Genomic DNA, 15,496 nt, shown 5'->3' on the forward strand with positions numbered 1-15,496 from the left:
ATCTGACCCCTCCTTAGGCGTTCGCTGAAACATTAACTTCTTTAGATAATTTAACCCCACTCGTTCGACAAACATAAGCGGTCGTGTAGTCAGTCACCCAACCACCAATGAAGTTCATAACTAACCCAACTAGCAGATAACGCATCGCTAAATCCATCGTGTTGAGTCCTAACTTTTCAACCCCTTGGGCGATTCCTAACCAGATGAATAACTCCCCTGGATTAATATGTGGAAAGACCCCATTACTTGTGTGACAGAATTGTGCTTGAGCAGCATAGTAACTTGGTTTATAAAATTCTGGCAAGAACCGGCCCATGGTGAACGACATTGGATTGCCTAACATAAACGCTGATAAAAATGGCAAGATCATATAACGGGTAACAACATTTCGTGATGAAGCTTGGGCTAATTTGTTCATCCGTTCTTCACCCAAGTAGGCAATGATCGTATTCATTAGAACCAATAAGAGCAAAACAACTGGCACGATTGAACTCATCCAACCGATAAACGTTTTAGCACCAGTCTGGAACAAGCCCATGAAGCCTGATGCGAAAGCTGTAATGTATTTCATAATTCATTTCTCCTAACTTTATTGAGTTGCCGATTAATTAATTGAATAATTTGGTTATAAAATTGCTTAATCTTTTCAAATAACGGCATTGAGAAAATATTAACGCTGGTGTTGAGATCGTCATAAGCTAATTGACCGGTCTTAAAATTAACAAAGTTCCGGTAAGCATTTAAGATACAGCCGCGAGTTAACTTATCAATTTGTTGCATCGTTGTATTATCCGCTGCAACTTCAGCAATATTACGTTGTTGCAGCAATGGTAGTGGCTTGAAATGGGCAAATATCGTAACCCCTTTCATTATGCGAGCCTCTTGAATATTGCCATCAATATCAATCGATAATAACAACAAACTGCCAGACTGTAGGCGTTTTGGATTCTTGCCAATCAGAACTCGGCCCTGTTGTCGCATGTCACTATAATTTTGGGAAAAGTTTTTAATCTGAACAAAGCCTAACAATCCTTGTAAGAGGAACGCTGCGACAAGTCCGATACCAAGATATACCGTAAACGCCATTTAAATCCCCTCCGTAATCTGTGTTAATGTCTGCTGGTTATCGTAGTTCAATAACCCCTGATAAATGTTACTGTTACTAGCAATTAAAAAAATCAAATCATAAATCTGCGAAAGCACCTTATTTAAGTCATGATTTAATTCTTTTGGAATGCCAATTAAGAAAATCACTTGGACATCGCGATCTTGATATTTAGTCCGCCGATCAAAGACACCAATTTGAAGTAAAATTCGTTGGTGCTTGGAACTGTCAATCACATGCGGAATCGCGATGCCATTTTCGAAGACACTAGAACCTTGCTGCTCACGTTGCTGCCAAGATTTCATAAACTCCGCATTCAGACTATGATCCTTAATTCGCGCTTGAATCATTGTTTTAACAGCCTCTAAATACGGCAGCTTATGATCGAAGTGCCAAAAATCAAACTCACAGTTACCATTCAAAATTGCTTTTTCAACCAATGATACTTGCAACTTTCCTCGTAATTCATTCGTACGAAAAGCCGCGCTAATTCGAACAACCGGCGTCGTTGGATCACTATATTCAATTGGCCGGTCGGAAAAAATCAGTAAATAATGTCCGTAATTAGCATTTAATTGTTGGGCCGTTGCAAAGACCGTTACGACAACTTCGTCTTCAAAAATCTCATCTAGTTGATGTTGAATGAACTTGACAACACTAGACCCAACTTGACCGACAATGGCAACTTCAAAACTTGGTTGCCCCGCATTTTTCCGATCTTCCAATTCCATCTCAAAATATAAAACTAGATAGCCCATCTCAGCCGAATCAACCGAAATGCCAATATAATCATCCAACACCTTCAACGTTGTCTGAGCTAGGTCATAAGCAATTGGATACTTCTCAAACAAATTACTCGGTAATAGCTGGTTCGTTTGAACATGGAAGATAGTTCGATTAATTAAAAATAGAAAATGATATTTAATTTGGTCATACATGTGCTCAAAGTTTAGTGTGCTATTGAGCTCACTTTGTTGCTTAATCGTTTGAAATAACTGAGCGTTCACTGCCAATCGACTTTCAATTAACTCATCGGCTAACAAACTATTCGCTTTAAACGCCAGTGGTGACATTAAATAATCAAGTTCACTATCGTTAATATCACTAGTAAATCCTGCTGATAAAACATCAACTAGACAACTTACATTACCTGACAAATGCCATAAGCGATGAAAGTGTGGAATCTTAGATGTTATGCGGTGGCCGCTTTTAATTGAGAAACTTAGTCCAATCAAGTTACGACGCAACGCCTTGATAATTGATGCATCCAGACCTAATTGGTGACAACATCGGTTAAGTCGTTCCAGCCAGTCCGTTGCAACCGCCTTTTGCAAATCAAAGTAGTCATAGATAAAATGATCCACAATAATTGGCGCTTGGTATGCATCGTAAAGCATCAACTTAATACCGTTATTCGTCATCGAATAAATTTCAGCATCATAGCACGCTAACATTTGTCGTAACTGCTTTAAATCACGGTTAAGCGTGGTCTTACTAATCGTTAATTCATCCGCCAAATCATCTAGCGTAATGTAATCTTCACTTTGGAATAGCCGCTTCATAATATACGCATACCGTTTATTGGCATCGTTAAAATCCAAGCTCTTCTTCAAATGACCGGTTTGTAATTTAGCCAACTGCTGGTAATCGTCAACTTGTAAATAATATCGCCGCTGTTTTTCACGAACTTGAGCGGCCCCATTTAACTCTTCATTCAATTGCTGAATGTATTTGTTCATCGTTCGTTCGGAAACATGTTCAGCTGCAATCAGCTCATTCATCGTCACAGAATCGTTGACAATGAAAAAGCTTAAAAGACGCAGATATTGACTATTCAACTACATCATTCCTTTTTAGCCTCGCGATTTGCCCCCGGCTACATTGGTTGTTACCCCAGTAATATAGCTTGCTCGTTTTGATAAAAAGTAACTAACTAAATCTGCCACTTCATATAAGTGTCCGCTACGACCTAGTGGTGTCGTGGTAGTGCTCTTATACCCAGCTCTTAAATCATCCACCGTCTTATGCCGTGAATAGGCTAATGCTTCTTCATACGATGGTGTTCGTAAGCCAGTTGCTTCCATGATTCCTGGTGCGACGCCAACAACTCTAATATTAAATTCACCCAATTCCTTCGCCCATGAACGTGTCAGTCCATTAATTGCGCCCTTAGTTCCAGAATAAATGCTTTGCCCTTGCGACCCTTCTAGCCCAGCTTCTGATGACATATTGACAATGACACCTTCACTTTGCTTTGCCATATACCGTCCAACTGCTTGTGAAAGCAAGAAAGTACTCTTTACGTTAACCGCAAACATCTTGTCAAAAGCACCTTCATTTAATTCATATTTACCACGCGGATTTTGATTATCAACTAATAAACGTGGCATATTAATCCCAGCGTTATTAACTAAACCATCAATTCGACCAAACTTTGCAACCACTTCATCAACGGCTGCATCAACTGCTTTACCAGAGGTCACATCGCATTTAATAAAATGCAAACGTTCATTATTGATTTCACTCGGATTGAGATCTAAATCAAACACTTGGGCACCATGACCCAACAACTCTGATACAATCGCATCCCCAATACCCGATGAACCACCAGTGACAATAATGACGTTATCTTCTAATTCTAACCAATCTTTTGACATAATTAACGCGCTCCTTACAACTTATATTTATTTTCTATAGTTACATCGTAATGTAAGCGCTGACATTAATTAATATCGTTAATTTCAGTTCGTTATAACAAAGTGGTTTACTAATCCCGACCAATGCTTGCTATACTTGATGTCCAACGTTGCCAACTTTTGCAATAAAACGTCAAAATTAAATGCTGATAACAAAAAATAGTAATTGGCCAGTTTAATTCACCAATTACTATCCACAAAAAACTTTAAATTAACTTCAAGACATCATCTGGTCGTGTTAATGCATACTTGGCGCTACCAAAATCAATCCCTGGCAATGCCCCCCAACCAGCACTTGCAAAATCCATCTGTGCGGCCTTAGCAGCTTGCATATCAAAGACACTATCACCAATATACAACGTCCGCTCAAGGTCTAACTGATGGGTTTTAACGGTATATAACAGTGGCTCCGCACTTGGTTTAGGATTTGCTGTTAAATCTGATGTTGTCACGATTTCAGCAGCTGCAATTAACGGAAAATACTTTGTTTCCGCATCAAATTGCAACCGATCTTTTGAGGTAACCACACCCGTTTGGATTCCCAGTTTATTTAAGTTCAATAATAATGCCTCAATACCTGGAAAATAAGCTAATCGATGCATATTACGACCAAATTCAACCATGTAACCATCTAAGACCTTTTGCCAATCGGGCACGCCAAATTCTTTTAAGATTTCATCTCCAGGCCGGCCAATCCGCTTACGATACTCAGCTAATGGCACATCAACACCAACTGCTGCGGCACCTTTTTGCAAAGTCTCAGCAATAAGATTAGCCGAATTGATCAACGTATTATCAATATCAAATAAAATCGTTTGATAAGTCATTTGCAGTTTCCTCCTCCCCCCATAAAAAAAGGTGCTCGACCATTGTAGCCGCAGCACCTTTTCAAGGAGGTTTGTAATTCTAGTTATTACTCAAATATATGTCATTGCAAAGCCAAGTACTATTCAGCTAAATCTGGATCGTCAGGGTTTGATGCAATCATAACTTTCAATTCTTTGCCGGCCATCATCGCATCAAAAGCATCACGCCAGTGTTCCAAATCAAAGACCTTCGTAATCATGGCATCTTGGTTGATTGCACCTTTACTTTCAAGGTGTAATGCAATTGGCCAGTCATATGGGTTTTGTGAACGTGAACCACGATAAGTGATTTCATGTTGAATAATAGAACGTTCATCCAATTCATTCATTGGTTTAGCAAAGAGACCAACTTGTTGGAAAGTCCCACCCTTACGGATTAATGGTAAGGCCGCATTAACAGCTGGTGTCGCACCAGAACAGTCATAAACCTTAGTTACACCAACGCCATCAGTAGCATCCATGATGATCTTTTCAAGATCTTCCTTTTGCGTATCGATGACAAGATCAGCACCAAGTTCCTTGGCAATTTGGAGACGATCAGCATCTTTAGTAATCCCAGAAACGAAGACCCGAGCACCAATTTCTTTAGCGATTTGTAAAGAAAGTAAGCCCATTGGTCCTGGTCCGATGATAAGTAACGTATCATGTAACGTGAATGGTGTCTTTTGATACATCGCATGAACACAAGAAGCAAGTGGTTCAGACATTGCAGCCATCTTGTAAGAAACGTTATCTGGCAAAATGTGGGCACTTTCTTCGCGAGTTAAAACATAGTTGGCCATTGAGCCATTGGCCTTAGTCCCAATCCCTTCGCGGTTAGGGCACAGGTTGTATTCTTTGTCTTGGCAGTAAATACAAGTTTCATCGGTAGCAAAAGTCGTTTCACTAGTAACCCGATCACCAGGCTTCAATGTTTTAACGTCTGGACCTACTTTAACAACTTTACCTGAGAATTCATGACCTAAAACCAATGGGGTGACAGCGTTTGCATATTGACCCTTGAATGTGTGGATATCAGTCCCACAAATCCCAGTATAGGCAACTTTTAGTAATACCTTGTCCCCAGTAACTTCTGGTACAGGGATTTGTTTTAATTCCATGTTGTCATAACCGGCTTCGGTCTTAACAACAGCTTCCATTGTTTCTTCATTAAATTCTTCAGCAGACATAATTCATGTTCCTTTCTGAGTTCTAAAATGTTTTAGTTAAATAAAGGTTGAACTAATTGTGATACTTTCAAAACAAGCCAGTTCAAGATGTTACCACCGGTATCCAAGTTGGTAACTTCAGATGCGCCTTTAGGGAACGCAACGATTCCGTGCATCATTGAAGTCAAAGTTGGACCAAAGTCGGTCGCCATTAGTAAAGCGAAGATCATTACAATGGTAGCGGAAATAACAGAATGAACGATATTCCCTTTGCGGCTAGGTACGATCAAAGCAGCAAAGAATGGAATGGTGGCCAAGTCACCGAAAGGTAAAACCCGGTTACCAGGTAAGATAATTGCTAAGAATAAGGTAATTGGAACCATTAACAACCCAGTTGCCAAGGTCGCAGGTGAACCAGTTGAAAGGGCAGCATCCATCCCTAAGTAAATCTTGCGGTTGCCATATTTTTCTTGAAGTAACTTTTGGGCACCTTCTTGGATTGGCATTAAGCCTTCCATCAAGATCTTAACCATCCGTGGCATTAAGAACATAACACCACCCATGGACATCCCAAGTTTCAAGATGTTTGGTACGGAATAGCCACCTAAAGCGGCTAATAACATCCCAATAACAATCCCCATGACCATTGGTTCACCGAAAACACCAAACCGTTTTTGAATGGTTTGTGGATCGACATCCCATTTACTGATACCAGGAATCTTGCTAACAACCCAACCAATTGGAATCCCCAATAACCCATAAGCAGCGGCTGAACCTGTCGGGAAACTAATCCCCTCTAGACCATAGAACTCTTCCACTTTGGGTGCTGTTTTATCAGCAATGATTAAGACTGCAACTTCGTAAACAATACCGGCAAGAATAGCAAACCACCAGTTCTTCGTAACCACATAAGCAGTTGCTGAAGCAGCAATCATATGCCAGTAGTTCCAAATATCGATATCCAAAGTCTTCGTCCAATTCAAGAGAATTAAGATAACGTTAACGACTAAAATAATCGGAATCATAATAGCGGAAATTGGTTGTGCCCAAGTCCCAGCGGAAACTGCTGGCCACCCGGCATCAATAATCGTCAAGTGGAAGCCAAACCGTTTAACCATTGCTTGCGCGGCCGGTCCGACACTCGTAGTCAATAAGTTGATAACTAAGTTGATCCCAATCATCCCGATACCAACTGTAATCCCAGCGGTGAGGGCTTTACCCGGCTTTACCCGGAAGATTAACCCAACGATAAAGATGATAATTGGTAGCATGACACTTGGGCCAACATTGATGACGCTTTGAACCACGTCAGATAAGACTTTCATAATTTTTCCTCCTACTAAGTGAATCTAAAACTTTTCAAAGTATTGAATTATTGTGCTTGAATTTCGCGCGCTTTAGAAACAATTTCTTCCTTTAATTTGTCAACGCCAATACCAGTTAAGAAAGCCATTGCTTTAATTGCTGGAATCTTGAATTCAGTAGGTAAAACAGTCGTTGAAATTAACATATCAGCATCATCTTGTTTACCAGCTGCTTCCGCAATCTTGATTTGAATCAAGTTAGCATCAATGTTATTTTCTGCAAATAAATCTTCAACCTTCTTCATAACAACAGTTGAAGTTGCGATACCAGCACCACATGCGACTAAGACGTTTAATTTTTTCATAATAAGTTCCCCTTTTCTTTCTATATACTATAGATAAGTTCTAATTTTATTTACTTAACAATTGATGAACAGTTCCTTTGCTGTCAGCGCTTTCAATTTGAGCAATCAGCGCATCATCTTGGATAATTGCCATTAAGGCTTGTAGCATATCCAATTGGGCATGCGGTTGATTCAATCCCAAGACGAAGACTAACTTCGCGCCTACCTGTTGTTCAGGATCATCCATCCGACTAAAGTCAACCGGGTCATCGTTGACAATGACAGCAACGAATTCTTTTTTAATCGTATCAGCATCAGTATGTGGGATGGCAACGCCACGTTTTTCCAATTGTAAGCCAGTTGGGAAGGTCGCCTCCCGCTTGATAATCTTTGGCAAAAATTGGTCAGTAACAAAACCATCTGCTTCAGCTTTAGCATTAACTGCCGTAAATAATTCTTTCGATGATTTAAAAGAAGTATGTAAGAGAATTAATTGATCTCTTAGGTAATCACTAACTTCTACAGTGTTCTCACTCAAAATATGTCTCTCCTTTCGTGGATCGATTAAATGTAATCGCTTTCAATGACTAAATTGTATCATTTTGCATTTCATTTGCAAGACTTTTCTTTAAAAAACTTTTTCCGCTTTATTTGCAAAGTTGGATTGGCAAGCACATATACTTGGCAAGTTACAAGTTGTTTACTTCACAATCTTTGATTTATTAGTATAGTAATCGCTTACAATGTTAGCGTTTTATATATTTGTTTCTTCACGTATGCAAAATAGTTTGCAAACCGTTGCCAAAAGTGTGCTATGATAATAGCGAAAAAATAATTCTATGTTAATCAAACAAATTTCAAAGGGGATGAGTTTATGGACGTCATGCAACGGCAAAAATACATCTTAGATCAACTTAACCAACAGGGAACCATCAAGATTGCGGATATTAGTAAGCAAATTGATGTGTCTCGTGAAACGATCCGTAAAGATGTCTACAACTTAGATAAGCAAGGACTGGTACAAGCTATACGAGGCGGCGCAACATTGCCACAAAGTGTCAGCGAAACAAAGTATGGTAAGCGGCAACACGAAGCTGTTAGTGAAAAGAATCAAATCGCAGTTAATGCATTACGGCTAATCCACGATGGTGAATCAATCTTTCTAGACTATGGCACTACGGCGTTCCAAGTTGCTGAAGAAATTAAACATAGTCAGTTACATAATCTAACGGTGATTACTAATTCGACTTTCGTCTTAAATTCATTGCAATTTGTTAGCGATATCCAGATCGTACTACTAGGTGGCACAATGCGAACTAGCGAAGGATCACTTTCGGGTCCAATTACGTTAAGTAATATCCATAACATTTATGCTGACATTGGTTTCTTTGGTTGTGGCGGTGTTAATTTGCAAGCTGGAATTACTAACCACTATATAGAAGAAGTCGAAGTTTCGAAGAAAATGATGGCCCATTGCCGAATGAAAGTCGTCTTGGCAGACCACACTAAATTTGAAAAAAATGCCTTATATAAGACCGCTAGCGTTGATGACATTGACGTTATTATCACGGATGATCAGCTTGACCAACGAATTGCCAAGCAAATCCGACTCACTGACATCTCCTTGATCAGTGGAAAATAAGAATTTTTATCGGAGCATAACCCTTGATATAACAAGGATTGATCATTTCTAGCAAGCTGGTCATGCGTTTTAATGCCAAATTACGCTTGACTTTATTTTTGAAACCGCTATCATAATAACCGTAATGATAAATAAAACAAAGATTTGCAAAGGAGTTGCAAAACGATGAGCGAAACAATTAACAAAAACACTTCTGTTGATTATTCTTCAGATGAATACTTAAATCGCGTCGACGAATATTGGCGGGCTGCCAACTACATCTCAGTTGGTCAACTCTACCTATTAAATAATCCCCTATTAAAGGAACCTTTAAAGGCAACGGACGTTAAAGTCCATCCAATCGGCCACTGGGGCACGATTGCCGGCCAAAACTTTATTTATGCCCACTTAAACCGGGTTATTAATAAGTATGGTTTGAACATGTTCTATATTGAAGGACCAGGTCATGGTGGCCAAGTCATGGTTTCTAACTCATACTTAGACGGGACTTACACTGAAACCTATCCAAAAATTACCCAAGATACCACTGGGATGAAGCGTTTATTCAAACAATTCTCATTCCCAGGTGGCGTAGCATCACATGCTGATCCTAAGACACCAGGTTCAATTCACGAAGGTGGCGAACTTGGCTACTCAATCTTGCATGGTGCCGGTGCCGTTCTTGACAATCCTGGTTTGATTGCCGCAACGGTTGTTGGTGATGGCGAATCAGAAACTGGTCCATTGGCAACTTCTTGGCAAGTTAACAAGTTCCTCAACCCAATTACTGATGGGACGGTCTTACCTATCTTGAACTTAAATGGTTTCAAGATTTCTAACCCAACTGTGCTTTCACGTGAATCACATGAAGAACTTGAAGACTACTTCAAGGGTCTTGGCTGGGATCCTCACTTTGTTGAAGGTACTGACCCTGCTAAGATGCACAAAGAAATGGCTGTTGAATTGGATAAAGTTATCGAAGAAATCCACGACATTCGTAAGAATGCTAAGGACAACAACGATGAATCACGTCCTAAATGGCCAATGATCGTCTTCCGCGCACCTAAAGGCTGGACTGGTCCTAAGACTTGGGACGGCGAACCAATTGAAGGGTCATTCCGGGCCCATCAAATTCCAATTCCTGTCGACCGTAACCATATGGAACACGCTGACAAGTTAGTTGCATGGCTCAAATCATACAAACCAGAAGAATTATTCGATGATAACGGGACTTTGAAACCAGAAATCGCTTCATTAGTACCTGAAGGTGATGCTCGGATGGCTGCTAACCCTGTTACTAACGGTGGGAAGTTAACCAAAGACTTAATCACACCAAACATCGATGACTATGCCTTGGATAACAAGGATCACGGTAAAGAAGACGGTTCAGATATGACTGAACTTGGTAAATATATCCGTGACTTAATCGAATTAAACAAAGATAACAAGAACTTCCGTGGCTGGGGTCCTGATGAAACCTTATCTAACAAGTTAGGTGCGGCTTTTGAAGACACTAAACGTCAATGGATGGAACCAATCCACGAACCTAACGATGCTTTATTAGCACCTGAAGGCCGCATCATCGACTCCATGTTGTCAGAACACATGGACGAAGGGATGTTGGAAGCTTATAACTTAACTGGTCGTTACGGCTTCTTTGCAAGTTACGAATCATTCTTACGCGTTGTGGACTCAATGTTGACCCAACACTTCAAGTGGTTACGGAACTCGCACGAAGAAACCCCTTGGCGGGTTGATGTACCTTCACTTAACGTGATTGCATCATCAACAGCTTTCCAACAAGACCACAATGGTTACTCACATCAAGATCCAGGTATCATTTCACACTTGGCTGAAAAGAAGACTGAATACGTTCGGGCTTACCTTCCAGGCGATGCCAACACCTTGATTGCAACCTTTGACAAGGCAATCCAAAGCAAGCAATTGATCAACTTGATCATTGCCAGCAAGCACCCACGTCCACAATGGTTCACAATGACTGAAGCTAAACACTTAGTTCATGATGGCCTTGGTGTTATTGACTGGGCAAGTACTGACAATGGTGAAGAACCTGATGTTGTCTTTGCAACTGCCGGCTCAGAACCAACAACTGAAAGCTTAGCTGCGGTTTCAATCTTACACGCAGCCTTCCCAGAAATGAAAATTCGCTTCATTAACGTCGTTGATCTCTTGAAATTGAAGAAGGACGATCCACGGGGCTTATCAGATGCTGAATTTGATGCTTACTTCACTAAGGACAAACCAGTTATCTTCGCATACCATGCTTACGATGACCTTGTAAAGACGATCTTCTTCGACCGTCACAACCATAACTTACACGTTCATGGTTACCGTGAAGAAGGCGACATTACCACACCATTTGACATGCGTGTCCGTAATGAACTCGACCGCTTCCACTTAGTTAAGGCTGCCATCTTAGCTAGTCCAGAATATGCGGTTAAGGGTGCTCATCTTGTTCAAGAAATGAACGATACGCTCGACAAGCATCATGACTACATTCGTGCTGAAGGTACGGATCTTCCAGAAGTTGAAGACTGGAAATGGACACCAATTAAATAAGCTCACTTAAAGTTTTGCTAATTCCTTAATTTGGTTCATGATTACGAAAACCGCCACTCTAGTTGCTGTGACTAGGGTGGTGGCTTTTTGCATTTAAAGAGTATTTTTCACTAGTAATATGTTTAGCATGATGCATTTTAAATATACCAGAGCTCAAATCATTAATTGACTTAATAAGAAAGAGACTCAGGTTTCCCCAAGTCTCCTCCATATTCATTACAATCAAATTTTCACAGCTAGATAATACGTTCCGCGACTGCTTGATCGATAATCAATGTATTGATAACATCATTTTCCAACAATACCTTAACGCCCTGAGCCTTCTTCTTTCTAACCGCAGTCACCACCACATTACTAATATTTTTCAAATCATCAATAGTAATACCAATAAGTCGATTCGAAAAATCAGTATGTACAGTGTGACCCTGATCATCAAAGAAATCAGCTACTACATCTCCAATTGCACCAGCACTAGTTAACTCATTAGTCTCGTCTTTTGTAATATAATCAAGTTTACGCCAAGTTGATGTCTGCACATCATTCCCAACCACATCAACATTCTTACCGCGCCTAAAGATGATTTTTAGTTCACATTAGATGATTTCACAGCCCAAACACGGCTAATTATTACTACTAAATAATTAGCCATTGTCTCACCCAGAACTTTATCGTTATCAAAAGAATCACAATTAACAGTTGGTTAATCCTAACTGTTAATTGTGATTCTACAAATACGAGTCTAATTAATTTAATCTAGCGCTTTCCATCGCCAGCTTTCAACTTCTGATAAGTCGGTGCCTTCAGTCCGAATATAATTATAATGCTTATCAAGCATCTCATTCATCTCTTGGACAAGATGAGCACCCCTAACAGCATATTCTGAACTAGCTAAGATAGCCGTCTTAACCAAGTGGAAACGGTCAAGTTCATTGCGAACACGCATATCAAATGGTGTAGTAATATCCCCTTCTTCACGATAACCATGCACATAAACATTGTGATTATGCCGGTCAAAGAAAAGCGTCTTAATCAAGTCATCATAGCCATGATATGCGAAGATAACTGGCTTGTCTTGAGTAAAGTAAGCATCAAATTCAGCATCTGATAAGCCCCGTGGATCGTCCTTCTTCAACTTCAAAAGGTCAACGACGTTAATAAAGCGAATCTTCATCTCTGGGAAAGCTGCATGCAAGATTGAAACCGCAGCCAAGCTTTCAGTCGTTGGTTCTGAGCCGGCAGTTGCAAAGACAACATCTGGTTCTGAACCATTATCGGTACTTGCCCAGTCGATAATACCAAGGCCATCATGAACTAAATGTTTAGCTTCGTCCATCGTGAACCATTGTGGACGTGGGTGCTTGCTGGCAACAATCAGATTAATTAATTGTTTACTTTGAATTGCTTTGTCAAACACTGCTACTAAAGAATTAGCATCAGCTGGTAAATAGGCTCTGATATACTCAGTCTTTTTCTCCGCTAAATGTGAAATGATCCCCGGATCTTGGTGTGAATAACCGTTATGATCTTGTTGGAAAGCTGTTGATGAAGCAATCACGTTAAGTGAGGGAACATCAGCCCGCCAAGGCGTTTCTTCATGCGAGTTCCGTAACCACTTGAAATGTTGGGTCAACATTGAATCTACCACACGCAAGAATGATTCATAACTTGCGAAGAAGCCATAGCGCCCGGTTAAGTTGTAAGCTTCCAACATCCCTTCATCCATGTGTTCTGACAACATGGAGTCGATGATGCGGCCTTCAGGTGCTAATAAAGCATCGTTAGGTTCGTGGATTGGCGCCATCCATTGACGTTTAGTGTCTTCAAAAGCCGCACCTAACTTGTTAGATAAGGTTTCGTCAGGACCCCAACCACGGAAATTCTTATTATTTTTGTTTAATGTAATTAAATCACGAATATATTTACCGAGTTCGGTCATATCTGAACCGTCCGTTTTACCGTGATCCTTGTTATCTAAAGCATAGTTATCGATGTTTGGTGTAATCAAATCCTTGGTCAGTTTACCACCATTAGTAATAGGATTAGCCGCCATGCGTGCACTACCTTCAGGCACCAGCGAAGCAATTTCTGGTTTCAAGGTCCCGTTGTCATCGAACAAGTCCTCTGGCTGATACGATTTAAGCCATTTCACCAGCTCATCGGCATGTTCCATATGATTACGGTCGACAGGAATTGGAATCTGATGAGCCCGGAATGACCCTTCAATTGGTTCACCATCCCAAGTCTTAGGACCAGTCCAGCCTTTAGGTGCACGAAAAACGATCATTGGCCACTTAGGACGCGATTCATCGTTATTATCCTTAGCATGCTTGCGAATATCGTTGATCTCTTCGATTACCTTATCCAACTTGGTAGCCATTTCGCTATGCATCTTAGCAGGATCATCGCCTTCAACAAAGTACGGATTCCAGCCAAGACCGCTGAAGTACTTCTCTAATTCTTCATGTGATTCACGTGAAAGCACAGTTGGGTTAGAAATTTTGAAACCATTTAGATTTAAAATGGGCAGAACTGTCCCATCAGTGATTGGGTTGAGAAACTTATTGACTTGCCAAGAAGTCGCCAATGGACCAGTTTCAGCTTCCCCATCACCAACAACCGTTGCAGCAATCAAACCTGGATTATCAAGAACGGCACCAGCACCATGCAAGATTGAGTAACCAAGTTCGCCGCCTTCATGAATTGAGCCTGGCGTCTTAGGATCAGCATGTGATGCCACACCACCTGGAAACGAAAATTGTTTAAACAATTGTTTCATCCCAGCGGTATCTTGGGTAATCTTGGGATAGGTTTCAGTGTAAGTCCCGTCTAAGTATGAGTTAGAAACCATGACTTGACCACCATGTCCAGGGCCTTCAATATAAAACATATTTAGTTTATATTTATTAATTACACGGTTTAAGTGGGCGTAGATAAAATTCTGACCAGCAATTGTACCCCAATGACCAATTGGATGGACTTTAACATCTGTTGCTTTTAATGGTTCCCTTAATAGGGGATTATTCAATAGATAAAGTTGTCCAACCGAAATATAGTTAGCAGCCCGCCAATATTTGTCAACACGACTCAAATATTCAACTGAAGAATAATCAGTAGCTACCTCAATAGTTGCTTCACTCATTACTTATAACTCCTTTTATTTACTAGTCAGTGCAACTGCATCTTTTAACGATTGGATACGTTGTTCTGGAGTATCAGCATCATAGATATATGAGCCACCCACGAACACATTAGCACCAGCTTCATAGCATTTTCCGATAGTCTTGTCACTTATACCGCCATCTACCTCAATATCAAAGGCGTAATCATTCAAATCCTTGATTTCCTTTAGTTTTCTAACTTTTTCTACCATTTCTGGAATAAAGGCTTGTCCACCAAATCCAGGATTTACTGTCATAATCAATACTTGATCAACTAACGGAAGAACCGGTTCAATCGCAGTCAATGGCGTCCCCGGATTTAATACAATGCCTGCTTTGACATTATTATCACGAATCAATTGCACGGCCCGATATATGTGACGAGTACTTTCAACATGGATCGTTAAAATATCACCACCAGCCTGAGCAAAATCTTTGATATACGCTTCTGGATTATCAATCATTAAATGACAATCTAGGACTAAGCTAGTATTTTTACGAATATCTGCCACAACTTTAGGACCAAAAGTAATATTGGGAACAAAGTGTCCGTCCATAATATCCACGTGTAAATACTCGACTCCCGCCTTTTCAACTAAAACAATATCATGTTTTAAATTACAGAAATCAGCACTTAGAATTGAAGGTGCAATTTTCATCATTCGTCACTCCCG

Annotated in this window: 14 protein-coding genes; 2 read left to right on the top strand and 12 right to left on the bottom strand. The window is 40.3% G+C overall.

Annotated elements, in window-relative coordinates:
- Window positions 1-13 precede the first annotated feature (13 nt).
- From srlA to FFM75_RS09480, 9 genes are all read right to left on the bottom strand, one after another.
- Window positions 14-571, bottom strand: coding sequence for a PTS glucitol/sorbitol transporter subunit IIC (gene srlA / locus FFM75_RS09440; RefSeq protein ID WP_137628928.1), 558 nt, complete (start codon window positions 569-571; stop codon window positions 14-16).
- Window positions 568-1,086, bottom strand: a complete 519-nt coding sequence (locus FFM75_RS09445; protein ID WP_137628929.1) for a transcriptional regulator GutM — start codon at window positions 1,084-1,086, stop codon at window positions 568-570. The genes srlA and FFM75_RS09445 overlap by 4 nt, the downstream gene beginning before the upstream one ends.
- Entirely contained in the window at window positions 1,087-2,943 is a 1,857-nt protein-coding gene (locus tag FFM75_RS09450) for a BglG family transcription antiterminator (protein ID WP_137628930.1), read from the bottom strand.
- 15 nt (window positions 2,944-2,958) lie between these two features.
- Window positions 2,959-3,762 (bottom strand): SDR family oxidoreductase, encoded by an 804-nt coding sequence (locus tag FFM75_RS09455; protein WP_137628931.1) that lies wholly within the window; start codon window positions 3,760-3,762, stop codon window positions 2,959-2,961.
- 245 nt (window positions 3,763-4,007) lie between these two features.
- Window positions 4,008-4,628 carry an HAD family hydrolase gene (locus tag FFM75_RS09460; RefSeq protein WP_137628932.1) on the bottom strand — a complete coding sequence of 207 codons (621 nt, stop codon included), beginning with the start codon at window positions 4,626-4,628 and terminating at the stop codon, window positions 4,008-4,010.
- Window positions 4,629-4,747: 119 nt separating this feature from the next.
- The gene (locus FFM75_RS09465) at window positions 4,748-5,806 is read right to left on the bottom strand and encodes a zinc-binding dehydrogenase (protein WP_137628988.1); all 1,059 of its coding nucleotides are present in this window, start codon (window positions 5,804-5,806) and stop codon (window positions 4,748-4,750) included.
- 62 nt (window positions 5,807-5,868) lie between these two features.
- Window positions 5,869-7,140 carry a PTS galactitol transporter subunit IIC gene (locus FFM75_RS09470; protein WP_137628933.1) on the bottom strand — a complete coding sequence of 424 codons (1,272 nt, stop codon included), beginning with the start codon at window positions 7,138-7,140 and terminating at the stop codon, window positions 5,869-5,871.
- A 47-nt stretch (window positions 7,141-7,187) separates the two neighbouring features.
- Window positions 7,188-7,484, bottom strand: coding sequence for a PTS sugar transporter subunit IIB (locus FFM75_RS09475; protein WP_137628934.1), 297 nt, complete (start codon window positions 7,482-7,484; stop codon window positions 7,188-7,190).
- A 46-nt stretch (window positions 7,485-7,530) separates the two neighbouring features.
- Window positions 7,531-8,001, bottom strand: coding sequence for a PTS sugar transporter subunit IIA (locus tag FFM75_RS09480; RefSeq protein ID WP_137628935.1), 471 nt, complete (start codon window positions 7,999-8,001; stop codon window positions 7,531-7,533).
- A 336-nt stretch (window positions 8,002-8,337) separates the two neighbouring features.
- Here FFM75_RS09480 and FFM75_RS09485 point away from each other — a divergent pair, with 336 nt between their 5' ends.
- On the top strand, window positions 8,338-9,105 hold the full coding sequence (locus tag FFM75_RS09485; RefSeq protein WP_137628936.1) for a DeoR/GlpR family DNA-binding transcription regulator: 768 nt from the start codon (window positions 8,338-8,340) through the stop codon (window positions 9,103-9,105).
- Window positions 9,106-9,270: 165 nt separating this feature from the next.
- Window positions 9,271-11,664 carry a phosphoketolase family protein gene (locus FFM75_RS09490; RefSeq protein ID WP_137628937.1) on the top strand — a complete coding sequence of 798 codons (2,394 nt, stop codon included), beginning with the start codon at window positions 9,271-9,273 and terminating at the stop codon, window positions 11,662-11,664.
- 236 nt (window positions 11,665-11,900) lie between these two features.
- Here FFM75_RS09490 and FFM75_RS09495 read toward each other — a convergent pair whose 3' ends face one another.
- From FFM75_RS09495 to rpe, 3 genes are all read right to left on the bottom strand, one after another.
- Window positions 11,901-12,200 (bottom strand): sugar-binding domain-containing protein, encoded by a 300-nt coding sequence (locus FFM75_RS09495; protein ID WP_171001476.1) that lies wholly within the window; start codon window positions 12,198-12,200, stop codon window positions 11,901-11,903.
- Window positions 12,201-12,412: 212 nt separating this feature from the next.
- Complete coding sequence (locus FFM75_RS09500; RefSeq protein ID WP_137628939.1) at window positions 12,413-14,803, bottom strand: phosphoketolase family protein; 2,391 nt, start codon at window positions 14,801-14,803, stop codon at window positions 12,413-12,415.
- A 15-nt stretch (window positions 14,804-14,818) separates the two neighbouring features.
- Window positions 14,819-15,484: a ribulose-phosphate 3-epimerase gene (rpe, locus tag FFM75_RS09505; RefSeq protein WP_307722394.1), complete on the bottom strand. Its 666-nt coding sequence runs from the start codon at window positions 15,482-15,484 to the stop codon at window positions 14,819-14,821.
- Between the last annotated feature and the right edge of the window lie 12 nt (window positions 15,485-15,496).

Source organism: Lactiplantibacillus daowaiensis, from assembly GCF_005405085.1.
Lineage (GTDB): Bacteria > Bacillota > Bacilli > Lactobacillales > Lactobacillaceae > Lactiplantibacillus > Lactiplantibacillus daowaiensis.

Excerpts from the sequence above, each read along its gene's own strand:
- rpe (WP_307722394.1), bottom strand. The coding sequence starts at position 15,484 with ATGATGAAAATTGCACCTTCAATTCTAAGTGCTGATTTCTGTAATTTA.
- FFM75_RS09490 (WP_137628937.1), top strand. The coding sequence starts at position 9,271 with ATGAGCGAAACAATTAACAAAAACACTTCTGTTGATTATTCTTCAGAT.
- FFM75_RS09485 (WP_137628936.1), top strand. The coding sequence starts at position 8,338 with ATGGACGTCATGCAACGGCAAAAATACATCTTAGATCAACTTAACCAA.
- FFM75_RS09455 (WP_137628931.1), bottom strand. The coding sequence starts at position 3,762 with ATGTCAAAAGATTGGTTAGAATTAGAAGATAACGTCATTATTGTCACT.
- FFM75_RS09460 (WP_137628932.1), bottom strand. The coding sequence starts at position 4,628 with ATGACTTATCAAACGATTTTATTTGATATTGATAATACGTTGATCAAT.
- srlA (WP_137628928.1), bottom strand. The coding sequence starts at position 571 with ATGAAATACATTACAGCTTTCGCATCAGGCTTCATGGGCTTGTTCCAG.
- FFM75_RS09475 (WP_137628934.1), bottom strand. The coding sequence starts at position 7,484 with ATGAAAAAATTAAACGTCTTAGTCGCATGTGGTGCTGGTATCGCAACT.
- FFM75_RS09445 (WP_137628929.1), bottom strand. The coding sequence starts at position 1,086 with ATGGCGTTTACGGTATATCTTGGTATCGGACTTGTCGCAGCGTTCCTC.
- FFM75_RS09500 (WP_137628939.1), bottom strand. The coding sequence starts at position 14,803 with ATGAGTGAAGCAACTATTGAGGTAGCTACTGATTATTCTTCAGTTGAA.
- FFM75_RS09465 (WP_137628988.1), bottom strand. The coding sequence starts at position 5,806 with ATGGAAGCTGTTGTTAAGACCGAAGCCGGTTATGACAACATGGAATTA.
- FFM75_RS09470 (WP_137628933.1), bottom strand. The coding sequence starts at position 7,140 with ATGAAAGTCTTATCTGACGTGGTTCAAAGCGTCATCAATGTTGGCCCA.